Source organism: Mesorhizobium sp. IMUNJ 23232 (assembly GCF_044326205.1).
GTDB lineage: Bacteria > Pseudomonadota > Alphaproteobacteria > Rhizobiales > Rhizobiaceae > Kumtagia.
In genome coordinates, this window is record NZ_JBIRCY010000014.1 from 18,285 (window position 1) to 35,315 (window position 17,031).

Consider the following 17,031-nt stretch of genomic DNA (forward strand, 5'->3'; position numbering starts at 1 on the left):
ATGCGTGCGAGACGTGTCGATGAGAAGTCCGACATTCACCGAAGCGGCCGTCGCGAAGGTTCCGTTGCAAAGTTTCATAAGCCATCGGGCCGGCCATCCGCTTGGCGGAATTCATACCATCTCCGCCTGATCACTTCCTGATTGCTGGCTAATGCTTGGTTCGGGGCCACCAGTGAAAGAGTGTATTCGCGGCGATCATGTACTGCTACTTGGGGAGGGCGACACAGCGCTCGCCAACGGCGTGGTCGAGGGCCTTGACGCAAATTCACATTCCATCCATGCGCAGCGGCACCGAGAATGGAGACTGCCCGTTCCGCATGCCTGAGCAAGGACACCGAATGGACGTCTCAGCACGTGGGTGTTACTCTGGTTACCTCCAGGGGAGGAGCATATTATGAAAAATTCGGAGTTGCTGCGCAAGGCAGACAGCCAGGTCACGGAATCCCACAACGAGATTCAAGCGCTCGAAAGCGACCCGGAACGCGCTTGGCGCGAGACCGGATCGAAACTGGTGGGACGGCAACAGAACTTCAGCGTTCCGGCATGTCCACATTGCGGCCAATCATGGCCCGAGCCGGGGAAGCAGACGGTTACGTGCGCCGGTACCTCAAACGACGCGAAGGCGGCTCCTGTCTGTGAAGTGTGTCTGCAACCCTTCGGAGGCTGAATCTCCGCTGAAAGCTTCGCGCGCTAAAATTGGGCATTTTGGGATCCAGCATGACAGAGGTTGGAAGCGACGATACGCGCGCGACAACCAGCATGACGTTTTGCGAGCAGCGAAACAGATTCTCAACTCATATGACGCAACGCCGCCAGCCGCGTGCCATCAAGCAGGTCCAAGCAGGTCTGGCCGGCTTCGCCAACGGATGCGTAGCGGCACTCCCGGACAGCACCTATCGCCGCCGCGCCGCGGAAAATCCGCGCTGGCCATTGATCCTTCGGTTATCGCGTCCGGGCCAGCCGTGCGTCATGACGTGTCAGGCATTTCCAGCGCGTACACGGCCAGCGCATGGCCGTGCGCCAGAATTTCGTCGACGTCGCGGATATTGCGCCGACGCGGAGCGTCCGGATCGTAGCGGGTAGCCGGCCGCCGGGCGGACGCCTAAGCCGCAGCGGCGAGACGCGTCGGAACGGGATCGCGCTGGGCGCCATGCTTGCCTTGCGCCATCGCGGTGGTGCGGGCTTGCCTGTCCCGCGCAAGTGCCGCGTCATTGCGCGCCTTCCAGCAGGCGAAGCGTTTTGCCAGGCTGGGCAGATCGTCGAGTGCGCGGCTGAGCGCCTCCAGCCGCACCATCAGCCGCGCCGCGCTACCAGATCGCCGGGCGACGGAGGCAGCGGGCGAAACGGCGAGTCGAAACCCAGCGACATGATACGTGGAGCGTCGTGGGCGGGCACATAGCGGCGGCCGCGCCAAACGAGAAACAGAAATGAACCCGATTAGGGCGACACGCCCTGATCAACTGCCAAGTGACAGCAGGGCGGGCCGCCTCACCGGCGGAGGAGGACATAAAATCTTATCCTTCTGTGGTGGCAATATCCACAAAATAGGGCAGATGTTGGACGTGACTCTGAAAATAATACGCTTATCAAAAAAATAATCGAGAAAAATGTTTAGTATATGTCTCGTATATCGGATATACTTTCTGTGAAAGTGACTTTGAAAGCCGCTTCCACAGAAAGATTTATTGCATTTTCCTGGCGGTTTGCGAAACAGTCAGGTTACCGAATATTCTGCCTTGCCTACTACCATGTCCACGACAGTACACATCCATATCATGTGGACGCATTCGACCACGTTGTAGGCGGAACTATCTATCCAGAAATTGATGTCGCCCAAGGCCTTCAGGGGATTGTCGAACGACTTTCCGGTAAAGGTGACGACCGTCAATCCCCGGGACTTGGCATATTCGGCCGCCTTGACGCAATTCGGCGATGTCCCGCTTACCGAGATAAGAACCAAGACGTCCCCATCGTCGGCGAACATCTCCGCGGCGCGCGCAAAGACGTCCGCGTATCCATAGTCGTTTGAAAGTGCGGTGATCAGGTTGGCTTCATTGAAGTCGAGAGCCCGTACCTTGCCTTGCTTTGAGAAATCGACCCGCCCATGCGACGCGATCGACGCACTCGCCCCGTTGCCGGCGAATATCAGCTTCTTCCCCCGCTCCCGCGTTTCCAGCGCCAGATCGCGGAACTCGATGAGCGGCGCGTAAATCGACGGCTGGAATGCGGCGGAAGTATATAGCTTGAAGTAGTCATCCAGCCAGGTGTTCATCATCATGATCAGCTCCAACATTGAAAACAGGATTCATCCGGCGGCCACAGGTGGGCCTGCCAATCGGTTCGCCTCACGGATCGAGACGGAAGGCCTACACGGATTCAACGGTCTCGTAGAGAACGGGCGCCTCATGCCGGTCATGGGCATAGATGCGGTCGATGAGATCCATCACGGCGAGTGCATTTTCCGAGGTACCGTATCGAACGCGCTGGCCGGTTCGGATCGCCTCGAAGAAATGGTTCGCCTCGAACGACCAGGAAGGGTCGATATTGTAGCGAAACCGTTGCTCATTGTCCCACTTCGCGGCCGGGGCGACCGAATGGTTTCGGGCGACCACCAGCTCTTCCTCGCCATAGGAGCCGGAGCCGGTCTTGATGCCGTTCAGAACGATGTATCCGCGCTTGAGGAAGATCTCGAACGAGAACAGATGGCGCCATTGCGTCATGGTCGAGTGCAGGGAAGCAGTAAGGCCCGTATCCCTGCATCGCATCGTTGCGAACACGTTGTCCTCGATGCCTTCCATCTTCCAGTAGAGACTGGAAACGAACGCATGCACCTCGTCAAACGGTCTTCCGGCGACGTGAAGAAACAGATCCAGCATGTGGATGCCCTGGTCGATAAGGATGCCACCACCGGCCAGTTCCTTTTTTGCACGCCATCCCTTGAGGTAGTCGGCATCGACACCCTTTCCATAGCGGCCGCGCATCCACAGCACTTCCCCGAATTCTCCCGAGTCGATCAGGGACTTGAGTTTTATCACCGCAAGGTGCTGGCGGTGATTGAATCCGTACATCAGGATGCGGCCGGCGTGGCTCTCGACTTTCTGAATTTCGACAACTTCGGCGGCATTCAGCGCCGGCGGCTTTTCGCAGAAGACATGCTTGCCAGTCTTCAGCGCGCTGATCGTCAGCGGCTGGTTCAGATAATTCGGCGTACATATGAAGACGGCGTCGATCTCGGGATCGGCGATTATGTCCTCTGCGCTTGGAGCGACCTTATACTTGGTCTCGCCAACGCCGTATTGGTCGAAGACCTTGACAACCTTTACGTCAGGGATTGCTTCGGCGGCCTGCGCCCGGATTCTGCCCATCTTGCCGAAGCCGATTATTCCTACGCGTATGAAAGACATGTCCAGTCCTCTCGAAAGAATAAGCTGTAGTTTCCCTGCTCACGTACGTTTCCCCGTCTTTTCTGTTTTCTTGCCGCTTGCGACTGTTTGTCATGGCCTTGAACGATCTCGCCAATCCGGTCAGGCCGCGACAGACTTGGTTGACAGCACTTCGCCCCGCGACACCCGCAGCGTGTCCTGGATGGTCTGCTGAGGGTGTCGTCCCATGGCGTAGGCAATGAGTTGGGCAAATTCCCTTGGGCCGCGGGTATAGAATTTGTTCTCCAGGAACCCGAAGTCGAACAGATAGGCTCTCTCGAGCTGGGCGGCGTGTCGAGCCAATTGGGCAGATCGACTTGATCCAAGTGGATCCTGCAGCGCGATCAGAATTTTTTCCTGAAGCACCTCGCGGTTTTCGACATCATAGGTGATGCCCTTGCCGACGATCTGGTTCTTGCCAAGCATAATGACCGGCTTTCCCCGCAATGCCGCCGTATAGCAAGTCTGAGATGCAATCGTCATGAAGACATCGCATCGGTCTATGCAGACGTTCGTATCGGTCGATGCAAGAATTAGAGTGTTGCTGAATTCGTCGGCGCGAAGAAACGAATATTTATCCCGGTCGAGCGGATGCGGCTTGAAAACAACGACCCAATCGTTCAGTTGCGCGAGCCGGTCCAGATCATACAGCGGTTCCAACGAACTGGCGTACAAGGGAGAGTGGATCAACCGGCGTTCTCCATCGGGCTGAATTCCGGCGTGCCAGTCGTTCTGACCGGCATAGAAGATCATTTTCTTACCGCCGAGGCCGGCGGCCTCTATTGCTTCGGCTACCAGTATCTTTTCGACCTGCTTATGCCGGCTGAGGCTCTTGTCGGTAACCATGCGAAGGAAGTCGCTGGCGGCAGCCAACTGGGCGTCGGTGATCGGAATCTCATTGAGTTCGTCGTGGCGGATCGACACCCAGCTTCCGCCCATTTCCCCGTCGAAGTCGAGCGCTATGGATCCGGGCAGAACGCCGTCGTGAAAGAAGCCTACGTTGATGCCCCTGTCGCGCAGGTAGGCTTCCGCCACGTTGTGGAACGCATTGAACTGGTTCCAGAGGTAACAATATCCGGGGCGGTACTTTTCGACAGCCTCTACAAACCGTTCGACCCGGCGCAGAAAGCCCATTATGTGGCGATCCGCGTTGCCTCCCAGAGCTGCGAGCTCGGATATTGCGTGTTCGTACAAGGCCCCGGCGCGGTTGCCGAGCAGGCTGAGGAGGCGAAGACGCAGACGGTCGCGGGCATTGGTGAAGGGTTTGGGCTTTTCGTCGTAACCCATGATGACCTGGAAACTCGCGGTAGCCTGACCCGAAAGGTTGAAGGCAATGAGCTTGACGCCAGGCGGCAGGTTCGCATGCACTTTCTCGAGAAAGGCGATGCGCTCGGGATTCTTTAATTGATCGAAATGGGCTGACAGCAAAATGTTCACGAGCCGGCCTCCAGGTATTTGAGGGCGCCAGGATTTCCGCGACACACGCCAAGGAATTCACACGGCCATGGGGCGCAAATCGATCCGGAACGGTTGCGTTCCATCGTGTCGGCAGGTCGTGCAGGCGCGATCGGGGTCATTTTGCCTGGCCCTGTCAAGCACCGAAGCCGGCTTCGGCCAGGGCCTTGACGATCTTGTAGTCCTCCTCGGTTTTGACGACCATTCCGGACGATCGGGCCAGCGGAAAGAAGCCGACCCGGCCATGAAATGTTGCGCATTCTCCAGCTTCGTATGCATCCATGTAACTACGCGCCTTCCATCCGGTCATGGTCCACGAGATCCGCTGAAGGGGCTCCAACTCCTGCGTTGCATTCATCGAGGCAAAGGAAAAGTTGAGCGGCTCGTCGCGGATCATGCACTGAATTTGCTCGTTTACCCCGGATAGAAGCGTGTCGAAGCGATGCTCCAGCAATGTATCGACGAAATGCTCGATCTCCGCTCTGGTCAACAGTGGTGCGATCGAGTGCACCTGAACAAGATAGTCGCAGGGGTGACTCGTCAGAAACTCGTATACAAACTGCTCGCTGGTCGAATTGTTGTCACCGAGATGTTCCGGCCGCTTGTGAAAGGGCACGCCCTCCCGCCTCGCGAGGTCGCCAAACACCTCGCTTTCCGAATTTGTCCAGACCTCATCAAAGCACGGCAGGCTAGACACTTTCCGCATCGCGCGGACGAACATCGGCGTTCCGTCGATCTCGAGGAGGTTCTTTTGTTTCAATCGTTGAGATCCCAATCGGGCTGGGATCATCGCGATAACTTTTGTCATGTGGCGCTGTTCCTGAGAATTGTTGGATATGTGACGCTACTTCAGCAACCATCCTCGGCTCCCCAGCGATACTGAATATGTTATTTCCTTGCGCGGCATCGCCGCCCGCCTTCAACGGGAACAGACTTTCGCGTGTCGCGAGCGTGTAGGCCGCACCGGCTTCCCGGCAGATCAGCCAGCCGGCGGCGTCGTCCCAAAGCTTGGCCTCGCGGTTTATGACGAGGCGCAAACGACCCTCCGCCGCGTAACAGAGCTGCAGCGCCTGGCTCCCCAGGATCCGCAAACGCGGACTGGCGCGGCGAAGGCGAGCAAGCAGCCCAAGCCCAGGGGTCTGGGCGTCCAGCAAAACGGTTCCGCTCGATACCGAGATCAGGGCACTCTGGGCGCGGCGAGGATCGAACGTAATCGCGACGCCATCCCGGGCGGCTCCACGACCTGCTTCCGCGTCCCACACGGTAGCCATCGTGAGGTCGACAACCATCGCCAGAAGCGGAACACCATCTGCCAACAGCGCAATGGAGCAGGCGCAGAAAGGCAGCCCCGATACAAAATTTACCGTGCCGTCCAGAGGGTCGGCGATCCACATCAGACCATTGCTCGGGTCGGCAATATCCGCGAACTCTTCTTCGCCAACGAACCGCGCGGAAGGCAGCAGGGACGTCAGCGCCGTCTTCAGATAGGTCTGGATGGAAAGATCGATATCGGTAACGAAATCGTGGCCAATGAGGCCATCCTTGGACGTTACCTTTGCGGGTGCGGTGCGCGCCAGTAGCAATACTTCGCGCGAGACATTGTTGCGCAACTCCTCTCTCAGGCCTTTCAGACTTGTCGATGCCGAGGATGCCATCGGACTACGCCTCATCAAAATTCCCCGCACACCATCAACACGCCGGTGCCATCACCACACACACTCGCACACCTACTAGAGGCTTCGCCCGCGGTTCGTCCTAGCGAAGCTCTCCCTTCGCCGATTGTTGCAGTGCAATATGCGTGCCAAACCGATTTCGCCGACGGTCCTCGCGTTTTGCGGCTGGGAGGAGCGTGGGTGTTTGGACGATCGGTCACTTTGTGTGCATTTGCTGCCTAAAAAGAGATCGCACATCAAAACGGGCGGATGGGATGGCGCCGAATGTACGGTTCAGGGGCAGGGCACAGGACTGGGACGCTTATGGCGCAGACCCAGGAGCCTTGACGAGCCATCCAGAAAATGGAGAAGTGACGCATTCTTGCTATTGGTGACCATGCCGCGCGGCGATCAACTCAGAATGCAATTTCATCCGATCCAAGATCAATTAAGACAAGGAGATAATGAGTATTTTCAGGGTAGCAATGTCGAGTGGGAAGGCAACATTCGTAAGCAGGAATGTTGGTGGAGTTACTCGACTTATACTTGAGAGCGGCCTTCGGCAGTTTACTGCAACCGCCACGGCCGCGAGACTGCGAACGGCCACTCTGTCGGCCGTTTTTCTGGATCGCCTTGCGGCTGCCGGCGCACTGGATATCGCGGATAGGTTGCATCTGGGAAGTATTTGGCGATTGGCCGTCGCCAGGCTTTTGGCTCGTTTCGGTCGGGTAATCGAAGCGTGGTCTCTATGTGACGAAGTGAGAGCGACAAATGGACGAACGGTTGCCGCCACGCTTGCGGAAGCAAAGGTCTTTGTGGCGGCTGGAGAGCTTGCCGCGGCCCTCGTATGCATAAGATCAGCGCCTCGACCAACCAACCGGGCTCTTCAGCGTGCTGAGCGGATGATATCGAACAGACTATACCGGAAACCCCGTGCGCGCCTTGAGGGCATGGCAATACCCTCGCTGGGCAGCAGCAGCGCAGTCACAGTAAGGCCCTCGACGTGGCACGACCTGAATCCGGGCCAGGCTATCAGGAATTTGCCGCCTCTGAGGAACAGCCGGGCGCGATTGAACCTGATGCTGCGGGCGCTTTTCCGGCGCCGCCGCCTCAACTCGATTCTGTGGTGGTCAAGAAGAGCCGTAAGTAGAAATATTCTCCAGGAGGGCGAATGCCTGGTTGCCCTCGGGAGGTTCGATGAAGCCGAAGAGCTGGTCTCGACCGTCGAAGTCGGGAGACGATCGACGCTGCATCTTCGAATCCTGAGTGAGGTGTATATCCGGCGCGCCGATTTCGATGCTTTCCACCTGCTTCTCCTGGAAGCCGTTCGCCATCCGCCCGAGCGAATGAACGGAGTTTCGCCTTTTGGCTGGATGGCGGAATTCTATGGCAATCATCCGGACCCGGCGGCTTTGCTCCCAAAAGGCTCTGTCGGCAGCCTCATGACGCTTGTCAGCCGCTTCGAAAGCATCCGGGTTCAGAAGCGCCTCGCTATTCTTTTTCTCTCGCGATTTGGTCAGCGGCTGATTGAGATCTCTGTCTGTGACGATCCTTTGCAGCTTGCCCGAATTCCTCGCTTCCATCTTCTGGAAACGTGGGCACTGTCGGGCAATTCGGGGCATGCATCGAGCCTCACGAGCTACGCTTCGGCGGTGGCACGGTCGAAGTCGCTGGACGCAAAATCGTGGCAACATGTCTCGCTGCTGGTCGATTCACTGCTTGAAAGCGGCGAGGTCGAAACGGCGGAAGAACTGGCGCGCGTTCATATAGAAAACCGGCTTACTGGCAGGTTCGTACCGGTTCCTTTTACCGAGATGCGGGCATTGGCGTCCCGTTTCCCGATGTCGGTCGCCATGACGCAGCGCTTCGTGGATCTTGCGGAAAGGAACGGTCGCCCGCTTGTCGCCCAACACGGACGCGACTGGATCGAGAGGCTCCGTGCAGGGGACTGGTCGCACCTGATCGGCAGCGCGCAAGGCCGGCGTTGCTTCATCGTGGGAAGCGGACCGTCGCTCAACCTCCTGCCGCTCGACCGGATCCGCGGAACCGATATCATCTGTGTCAATCGCGGGCACGAGGCGATTGCCCAGGGACTTCCTCCTCCCCGATTTCTGGTGGTCTCGGATCACCACGTCTATGGAACGCACAAGATTTCGATCGATGCCGCGCCTGTGGAGCGTCTTTTCCTCCATGGTGGGTGTGTCTGGAGCCGGCCGGCATCGCTCCCAGCCAACGTTGTACCATTCGGAACGTCTTCCCACCGCTTCTCGCGCGGCCCCCAATCATTCGCCCCCTGGGTTTTTCATCGAGGCGAGACGGTTGTCGTCATCGCCGCGCAGGTGGCGGCGGTTCTGGGATATGATGAGATCGTTCTGATCGGTGTCGACCTGAACTTCGGTGGCGCAACCACGCATTTCTACGGCGGCGGCATCAGAGATAGGGAGCGGCTCGACAGTTTTCGCACGGGCGGGATCGGGCCTGCCGTCGCAAACGCCGCGTTCCGAAATCTGGCTGTCACGCTTGCGGCTCAGGGAAAGCGAATTGTCAATGCAACCCCCGGGGGTAATCTGGAAAGTATCTCCCGTGCAAACTTCGAAGAATTAGTCTGAAAACAATCCGAAAAACGTACCCTGCCGGGATGCGGCGAAAGTGAAGCTTGGAACAGATCATGTCAATCCTGCCGAACAAAGTCATCGATTGGTTGTCTCGCGCAATACTGCGACAGAAGCGGATTTTGCTTTCGGTGATTCGTGTTATCTCCAGGGATGAGCGGTATCTTGATGAGCTGATGACCAGAAATTCGATTGTAGCCAACCTGGGGAAGAACACGGCTTTCATTCGAAAGCTGTTGAAGGCGCCGGATTCTTTCGAGTTCATTGTAAAATTCATTGCGACGAATTCGGAGGCGTTGCGTAAGGTTCTGACGCACCCCGAGATCCACCATCGAATCGGAGGCCAGGCGGAATTTCTCGACCGTCTTGCAACAAGCAAGGCTGCGACGCGACGGATCGTCTCCAGCGACAGTTTCTTTGACACTTTGTCTCAACTAGGCGAGGACAGACAAATCGCTCCGATCGCATCCTTGCTGAGAGAGCCGCGGGTCTTCGAAGCTGTCATCGAGTTCATGGTTTCCAAGCCGGATGCGGTACATCAATTCCTGCTCAGGACCTGCAAGTCCAACGCCTTGAAGGCGCAAGGCGAGTTCCTTGAAATGCTTTCGTCAGATCCCGACCTGATGAGCCGATTGCTCTCGACCGAAGCCGCGGCAGATACTTTTTCTCGCGAGTCCGAGGGAGGGCCGGATCCGCTGGCGGCCCTGCTCCGTCATCCCGCCGTCCATGAACGCGCGAAGCGCCTCGTCGGCGATGCTCAAGGCGAGCCGGTCAACTCGAACGATCGGGAGATGGCGGGATTGCGGTCCTGAACCGACAGGTTGCAGCGGGCGGATGGTCGATCCGGTTCGACGTCAGAGTCTTCAACGATCGCCCGACAAACGATCCGGACGCGGATAGGCCAATTCCGTTCCGTCCGGCGCCCGTGAATTTCCGAGCACAATGTTTTCCAGGTCGTCATCGCGCACCATCGCAGCGGGATCCAACCCGACAAACCGATTGTCCAGAACCTGATTTTCGCGAGCCTCGTCGCGCTCAGACTGTGCCGCCGTACCGGTTGCGAGACTGCTGCCCAGATTGAACCCGTCGTCGAGAATGCATTGCTCGTGCCGTTCCGAGCGTTTCAAATTGCGTGACCCTATCCAGATCGTCGGCCTTTTCGGCATTCGAGATCCGCTGTTGGCGAAAATGTTGTTCCGGATGACATTGTGCATAGGGGCTTGAACGCGAACACGGCCCCGCTCTCCGCAGTTGCGGTATATGAAGACGCCGCCCATCTCCACATTGGTGAAGACATTGTTTTCGATGGTCACTTGGGCGGCTCCGTCGATTGCGACCTGCTCCCGGCGCTTCGCAATGGCGAGGAAGCGGCTGCCGCGGATTTGAATCCGCGCAGCTTCGTCGCTCAAATAAACGGACACTCCGACCGCATCGCCCTCGAAGATTGCGTCGCTGATTGTCACGTCGGTCACGCCGACGCCGACAATCAGCTTGAAAAGCTTCGCGCTTCCCACGAAGCGGGTGTTGCTGACGAGAATATTCCGGGGTGCCGCCGACTGCGCGCGCTCGGTGTGCCCGCTTTGAAGTGACGACAGGCGCGCCGGCTCCCCCGCCATGCCCTCGATCCGCATCGTGCCTTCAATACGGCAACCGGAAACGAGGATGTCCCGGGGAGGGCGCCACGTCCCGTCCTTGTCGTCATGGCGCGTCCGGATGACCAAGCGGTGCGTACCGCGGGCACGGCTTGCCCTGCCAACATTGCCGAGTGTCGCGTTGTTGCATTTGAACTCGACCTGACTGGCCTCTTCGCCCTCCAGGTACACTTCCTTCTCGATCACATCTCCGGCGGACAGACTTACGCTGCAATCGACAATGACTTGCCATTGGTCCGCCGTGGCCGGGCTGCGCAGTTCGTCGAGCTTTTCGGGCGAACAAAGCGGCTTCCTCGGCACGCCGACCCGCGCGTCGTCGGCCAAAGATACATTTGCGCCAAGCAGCGTATGGAACACGGTCAGAAGGCAGACAGAAAGAACATGGACGCCCGCACGGCCAATTTTTTCCGATAGATGCAATCTCTAATACGCCATCAGGGAATTCAGGACCGCGGGCACGTCGGGACGAGGATCCGTCAGGCCCATGGTGCAGATATCGTAGAATTTTCGATCGATCCGGGTAAGCTTGCGGACCCCCTCCGTCGCCATTATCGCTTCGACGAGCGGGTCATCGATATCGCCCGTGCGAGGGAAATCCTCGCCGGCATCGAGAGAGACGTCGAGCGCATCCGCAACCGAAGCCAAAAAAAGTTCCTCGGTATCTTCGGTGCCGATAAGATCAAAGCGTCCAACGATCGAAAGCGCCGTCGAGAAATCGACAGGCGTAATGGAGCGTCCCAAGGGCGCGGCGGTAATGTGGTGGATCATCGGGTTTCTGAGATACTGAAGGGTTGCGGGAGACAGATAGGTTTCCCACGTCGCTAAAGTATCTTCGTCTTCGAAATCTATGTCAGACAACTGCTCGCCAATAGTGTATAAATTTTCGTGCTGCTCTTTCTGAATGTCATCCTGGGATAATTCAAAATATTCCAATATCCGCACGATATGCCGTGCAAGAAACCTCTCCGGACGAACTAGGAAAATGATCGGGACAAATTCTGAGCGTCTTATGAAAGTTTCGTACCGTTCCCAATCGATCTCCCCAGTAATTGCAATCGAGTTGGCATTGCTAGTGTTGAGTATATTTATTATTGTTTCCCGGGATTGTCCTTCAAGCTGATTGTACGGAAGGACGTGCTGCTCGACAAGCGCCTCAAGATAAGGATGCAGAATGTCGATCGGCGACTGATACACAAATGCCTTGGATTGAATGTACTTCATCTCGGCATGCTGCCGATGCAGCAGTATGCCACTATTTACCTCGTAGATTTCACAGCCGTCCGCTTGCGTGATTCTCTCCATAAGGCTTTTCGGGAAGGTGAATCCACAATTGCCAGTGCTGTGCAGACCGGAATCCCTGACTGTCGAGTTATGACGATCGCAGCGGACGTCCACGGAATCCGATTCTGAAAACACCACCCGCAGCGTGGCTGTTTGATCTCTGTCGTCGTGGAGAAAAAATCCCCTGTAGGCGCCACCTGTGCTGCTGAACGCCCACCGCATAGCCTGCTCCAGAATAAACCAATTAGCTGTGTCGGACTCCGTGCGCAGCATCCGACAGCGCTTGTCGAGGCAAAGGCTCACGCTTCTCGCCGCCCATGTCAAGGCGCGGGCAACCCCTGCCTCCATCGCCGGCGGGTTCGACGGTCGAACGGCTGCTTGCCGGGCCAAGCGTGGTGAAGAAGATAGAGCGTCGCGGTCTCTGCGTTGCGCAGCGTGTCGCTGCCGCCAGACAATGCGTCCGACCGGTTCTTTCATCCGGGCAGTCGTTTCCATCAAACCCCCGGTGGCACGTCGGATAGGCCCGTTCCCGTGATCGTATCCGACCCCATGAGGGCGATGCCGAATATGCCAACTGTGACGTTGGCGTGCGCGCAGGAGGCTCGTGGTGTCGTCGGGCAGTAGTGCGACCCGTCGTTTGACATGTCGTAAAGTGTAAGATACCACTTTTGGGTAGAATCCCAAGTAAGATCGAAATATCGCCAAGTCCGGTAAGCGCAATGTTTGCGCAACTGCTCATTTTGTAGGTTGTCTGCTCATTTTATATGCAAATGGACTGCGTCGATTTGATGCATCTACGCCGAGGAGCGTGACGCCAATGCCTGCTTACACGATCGACGGCAAAGACGACATTATCGTCGGGACGCCCGATGACGACATCGTGACGGGATCAACCGGAGGCACCGATCAGATCGATACGGGCAGCGGAAGCGATACCGTCACGATAACCCGCGAGGCCCTTGTGTACGAGATAGAATACGTTGATGAGGACGGTAACGTATACATGGACTATGGCTACGACGGCATGGCGGCGCCGTTCTCAGGCTCTCTGGAAGGCGGGGCCGGTTCGGACATCCTGGTCGTCAGCGTGCACAACCCCTACCCGCAATATCCCGTACCGGAGGCCCCGTTCACCTTCGAGCAAGCGACCGTTTCCGGCTTCGAAATACTCGAGGCGTGGGACCGTACCATCGTTTCCATCGCCCAACTGAATGGATTCGGGTTCGTGCGCGGCCAAGGCTCGGACGTTCTGGATCTGGTACTGTTCGGCGCCGGAGGCAGTCTTGATTTGAGCGCCAGAAGCGACAAGGCCAGCGAGACGGGAATAGATGCGCGCAGCTTGACATCGGGATTGCGGCTTGAGGGCTCGGCCCGCAGCGATGTGGTCTACGACTCCGCATTCGACGATCACATCAAGGGCGGCCTCGGCGATGACGGGATATACTGGTCGGCCGGTGTCGACTATCTTTCCGGCGGCGAGGGCGTCGATACTCTCCACATCGACTGGGCCGAACCGGCGTCGCTTCTGTTCAAGCCTGTCGGCGTTCAGGGCGTGCTTCCGAACGGAACCCAGTTTGTAGGCTTCGAACAATATGTCGTAAGCGGCGGGAAGCTGGCGGATGAAATAACCGGAGCCGCCAACGATGACATTCTGCGCGGTGGTATCGGCGACGACATCCTCTACGGTCTGGGCGGCAATGACGAGCTGTTTGGCGGAGTTACCTCCAATGAAGTCGGCCTGACTGGTCGCGACGAACTTCATGGCGGCGACGGCGACGACAATCTTTATGCCAACGGCGATAGCCTCGGATACGGCGGTACCGGGCGAGATACGCTTTATGGCAGGAACGGAGACAATGTCCTCCACGGCGAAGCCGGCAATGACACGCTTTACGGCCAGGATGGACGCAATGTCCTTTACGGCGGAGTCGGCTATGACTCGCTTTCGACCAACGGCGGAGATCACCTGTTCGGCGACGCTGGCGACGACCAGCTCGTCGCCAGAGGCAATGGTTCGATGCTCCACGGTGGTGCCGGGAACGACCGATTTTATGTCGATTCGTCGCCCTCTGACGAGACCGAACTCTATGGAGACGACGGCGACGACTTCATGAATGCCAGTGGGCGCGGGATACAGAGGCTGGATGGCGGACGCGGCGCGGATGAGATGCGGGGAAGCCGCGACGACGACACCTATGTCGTTGATCAGCATGGGGACGTCATCATCGAACTCGTGAACCAAGGGACCGACACGGTCGAAATTCGCTACAGCTACATCCTCGGCGCCAACCTCGAAAACCTTTTGCTCACCGGCACGGCCGACGCCAACGGCTGGGGCAACGAATTGTCGAACACGTTGACCGGCAACGATGGCGGCAACCGGCTGAACGGCCTCGGCGGCGCCGACATCATGAAGGGCGGCCTCGGCAACGACATCTATGTCGTCAACCTTGCCGGCGACCAGGTCGTCGAAGGCGGCGTGCAGGGCTCCGACACGGTGCTTTCGTCGATCGACTATTCCCTCGGCGCTGCCGTCGAGCATCTGACGCTGCTCGGATCGGCGGACCGTACGGCCACCGGAAATACGGGCGCCAATCGCCTTACCGGGAATGCCGGCGACAACATCCTTGTCGGCAATGGCGGCGCGGACGCGCTGAAAGGCAATCTCGGCGCCGACATTTTTCGCTATCTCGCGCTGTCGGACAGTTCGGTGTCCAGCATCGACCGGATCGACGATTTCGGCCTGTCGCAAGGGGACGTCGTCGACATTTCGGCGATCGACGCGAACGCGCGTGCGGGCGGCGACCAGGCGTTCAATGCGGAGATCGGGGCCGGTGCCACGTTTTCCGCCGCCGGCCAGTACCGCTTCTCGGCCATCAGCGGCGGCTTCCTCGCGGAATTCAACGTGGACGCCGATGCCGACGCCGAATTCGCCATTCGCTTCCTGGGCGCGGCAGCGCCACAGGCTGGCTGGTTTCTGCTGTAGGTAGCTGGCCGGCGGAATTGCCGCGGCGTTCGTCCGACTTGCCGCAGCGTCGAGGCTAATCTGTCAACAGGCGACGGCTGTGTTGGAGCCCGGCGTCGCCCGAGGAGAGCAAACAATGCCAAGCTACGATATCACCTATCACGATGGGCCGCTGACCGGAACGCAAGACGCCGACACTGTCACCGGCATCGCCAATTCGTTGGGCGGTGGCGCCGACAACACCAAGGAAATCAAGATGCTCGGCGGCGATGATATCGTCAGCATCGACCGCGACACCGAAGTGGACACCAGCCTGGGCGTTATCATCGTCACGCCCTGGGTACCCTATGACGGCACCATCGACGGCGGCGCCGGCATGGATACACTCAGCCTCGGTGTCTATGCGTCTCTCGGCGGCGATCCCTACGACCATAAACGCGACATCGCCTTCACGCTGAAATACGCGACGGTCACCGGGTTCGAAGTCCTCGAAACGCGGTGGCAGACCGAGATTTCCCTGGCGCAGCTTACCCAGTTCCAGACGATCCGCGGCGGGGTGGCAAGCACATTCGATACCGATCACCTCTGGCTCACGCTTTTCGGCGCCGGCGGGAAGCTGGATATGGCGGCGCTGAGCGACACGGCGCCGGTACACGATATCGATGCGCGGCAGCTCACCTCCGGTTTCACATATGTCGGGACGGATCGGCAGGACAACGTGCTCGACACCGCCCATGCCGACGACCTGCGGGGATACGAGGGCGACGACAGGATCTCCCACTCCGCCGGAGCCGACTTTCTGTCCGGGGGCATCGGCACGGATACGCTGGAGGTGGTGTGGGGCGAGACGGGGCCGCTCGTCTTCAATCCGCTCGCTGGGCAATCCGTCCTCTCGAACAGCGCGCGGTTTTCGAGTTTCGAGCGTTTCGAGGTGACGGGTGGATCGGGCAACGACGAGCTTCGCGGCCGCGCGCTCGACGACCTGCTCGTCGGCGGGCTCGGCAACGACATGCTTTATGGAATGGACGGCAACGACAAGCTCTATAGCTTGCGCGAGAGCCAGCCGTCTGGTGCGTCGGAATTCGACCGGCTCTACGGCGGCGATGGGAACGACCACCTCGCGATGTCGGGCGGTGGCGAAGCTTATGGCGAAGCCGGGAACGATTACATCGTCGGTCTCGGAACAGGGGCCAGACTCTACGGCGGGGCTGGCGACGACACAATCTCGGTCAGCAACCTGGCTCCCGCCGGGAGTTACAACGAACTCTATGGCGGTGATGGAGCCGACATACTGGATGGCGGTCGCCGGAACGAGCGGCTGGACGGCGGGCGCGGGGCGGATCAGATGAAAGGAGGCAGCGGTGATGACACCTATGTCGTCGACCGGCACGGGGACGTCGTCGTAGAGCTTCTCGACCAGGGCGCCGATACGGTCGAGATCCGATACAGCTACATCCTCGGCGCAAATCTGGAAAACCTCCTGTTCACCGATTCGGCCGACGCCAACGGCTGGGGCAACAACTTGTCAAACACGTTGACCGGCAACGCCGGCAACAATCTCATCACCGGTCGCGGCGGGGCGGATCTGCTGACGGGTGGCGGCGGCGGCGACACGTTCCGCTACGTATCGCTGGTCGACAGCAACGTCTCGGGCGGCATCGACCGCATCGAAGATTTCGACTTTGGCGAGGGTGACCGGGTCGACGTCTCGGCGATCGACGCGAATTTCGGCACGACGGGCAACCAGGCCTTTACGACGGAGATTGCGGCGGGTGTCGCCTTCTCGGCGGCGGGCCAATACCGGTTCTCGCAGGACGGCATCTCCTCCCTGGCCGAATTCAATGTTGATGGCGATGGGGATGCCGAACTGGCAATCCGATTCCAAGGCGCGGACCTGCCGGATGGAAGCTGGTTCCTGCTGTGATACCTGTTTTGCGGTGCCCATGAACTACGGGCCGCGATGGCAAGCATCTTGGCCGTCGCCGGGCCCAA

General features: G+C 58.7%; 12 protein-coding genes. 4 read left to right on the forward strand and 8 right to left on the reverse strand.

Annotated elements, in window-relative coordinates; all coding sequences use genetic code 11:
• Positions 1-1,102: 1,102 nt before the first annotated feature.
• From ACH196_RS12620 to ACH196_RS12645, 6 genes are all read right to left on the reverse strand, one after another.
• A complete protein-coding gene (locus ACH196_RS12620) occupies positions 1,103-1,294 on the reverse strand; it encodes a hypothetical protein (protein ID WP_396647251.1) in 192 nt (63 codons plus the stop codon).
• Between the two features lie 420 nt (positions 1,295-1,714).
• Entirely contained in the window at positions 1,715-2,278 is a 564-nt protein-coding gene (locus ACH196_RS12625; protein ID WP_396647252.1) for an SIS domain-containing protein, read from the reverse strand.
• A gap of 88 nt (positions 2,279-2,366) precedes the next feature.
• Positions 2,367-3,404: a Gfo/Idh/MocA family protein gene (locus ACH196_RS12630; RefSeq protein WP_396647253.1), complete on the reverse strand. Its 1,038-nt coding sequence runs from the start codon at positions 3,402-3,404 to the stop codon at positions 2,367-2,369.
• A 120-nt stretch (positions 3,405-3,524) separates the two neighbouring features.
• Positions 3,525-4,859 (reverse strand): hypothetical protein, encoded by a 1,335-nt coding sequence (locus tag ACH196_RS12635; protein WP_396647254.1) that lies wholly within the window; start codon positions 4,857-4,859, stop codon positions 3,525-3,527.
• Between the two features lie 154 nt (positions 4,860-5,013).
• A complete protein-coding gene (locus ACH196_RS12640) occupies positions 5,014-5,637 on the reverse strand; it encodes a cytidylyltransferase domain-containing protein (RefSeq protein WP_396647255.1) in 624 nt (207 codons plus the stop codon).
• Complete coding sequence (locus ACH196_RS12645; RefSeq protein ID WP_396647256.1) at positions 5,567-6,532, reverse strand: inositol monophosphatase family protein; 966 nt, start codon at positions 6,530-6,532, stop codon at positions 5,567-5,569. Before ACH196_RS12645 ends, ACH196_RS12640 begins: the two co-directional genes overlap by 71 nt.
• Before the next feature lie 1,067 nt (positions 6,533-7,599).
• Between ACH196_RS12645 and ACH196_RS12650 the strand changes: the two genes are divergently transcribed.
• Both ACH196_RS12650 and ACH196_RS12655 read left to right on the forward strand, forming a co-directional pair.
• Positions 7,600-9,138: a hypothetical protein gene (locus tag ACH196_RS12650; protein WP_396647257.1), complete on the forward strand. Its 1,539-nt coding sequence runs from the start codon at positions 7,600-7,602 to the stop codon at positions 9,136-9,138.
• A gap of 47 nt (positions 9,139-9,185) precedes the next feature.
• The gene (locus ACH196_RS12655) at positions 9,186-9,953 is read left to right on the forward strand and encodes a hypothetical protein (RefSeq protein ID WP_396647258.1); all 768 of its coding nucleotides are present in this window, start codon (positions 9,186-9,188) and stop codon (positions 9,951-9,953) included.
• Between the two features lie 51 nt (positions 9,954-10,004).
• On the opposite strand, the gene ACH196_RS12660 is transcribed toward ACH196_RS12655, so the two are convergent.
• Positions 10,005-11,213 (reverse strand): hypothetical protein, encoded by a 1,209-nt coding sequence (locus ACH196_RS12660; RefSeq protein ID WP_396647259.1) that lies wholly within the window; start codon positions 11,211-11,213, stop codon positions 10,005-10,007.
• Positions 11,214-11,216: 3 nt separating this feature from the next.
• Complete coding sequence (locus ACH196_RS12665; RefSeq protein WP_396647260.1) at positions 11,217-12,569, reverse strand: hypothetical protein; 1,353 nt, start codon at positions 12,567-12,569, stop codon at positions 11,217-11,219.
• Between the two features lie 322 nt (positions 12,570-12,891).
• Between ACH196_RS12665 and ACH196_RS12670 the strand changes: the two genes are divergently transcribed.
• Entirely contained in the window at positions 12,892-15,060 is a 2,169-nt protein-coding gene (locus ACH196_RS12670) for a calcium-binding protein (protein ID WP_396647261.1), read from the forward strand.
• Between the two features lie 115 nt (positions 15,061-15,175).
• Entirely contained in the window at positions 15,176-16,963 is a 1,788-nt protein-coding gene (locus tag ACH196_RS12675; RefSeq protein WP_396647262.1) for a calcium-binding protein, read from the forward strand.
• Positions 16,964-17,031 lie beyond the last annotated feature (68 nt).

What these genes read in the sequence shown, in the direction of transcription:
- ACH196_RS12665 (WP_396647260.1), bottom strand. Translation starts at nt 12,569, where the DNA reads ATGGAAACGACTGCCCGGATGAAAGAACCGGTCGGACGCATTGTCTGG.
- ACH196_RS12625 (WP_396647252.1), bottom strand. Translation starts at nt 2,278, where the DNA reads ATGATGATGAACACCTGGCTGGATGACTACTTCAAGCTATATACTTCC.
- ACH196_RS12645 (WP_396647256.1), bottom strand. Translation starts at nt 6,532, where the DNA reads ATGGCATCCTCGGCATCGACAAGTCTGAAAGGCCTGAGAGAGGAGTTG.
- ACH196_RS12675 (WP_396647262.1), top strand. Translation starts at nt 15,176, where the DNA reads ATGCCAAGCTACGATATCACCTATCACGATGGGCCGCTGACCGGAACG.
- ACH196_RS12630 (WP_396647253.1), bottom strand. Translation starts at nt 3,404, where the DNA reads ATGTCTTTCATACGCGTAGGAATAATCGGCTTCGGCAAGATGGGCAGA.
- ACH196_RS12620 (WP_396647251.1), bottom strand. Translation starts at nt 1,294, where the DNA reads ATGGTGCGGCTGGAGGCGCTCAGCCGCGCACTCGACGATCTGCCCAGC.
- ACH196_RS12670 (WP_396647261.1), top strand. Translation starts at nt 12,892, where the DNA reads ATGCCTGCTTACACGATCGACGGCAAAGACGACATTATCGTCGGGACG.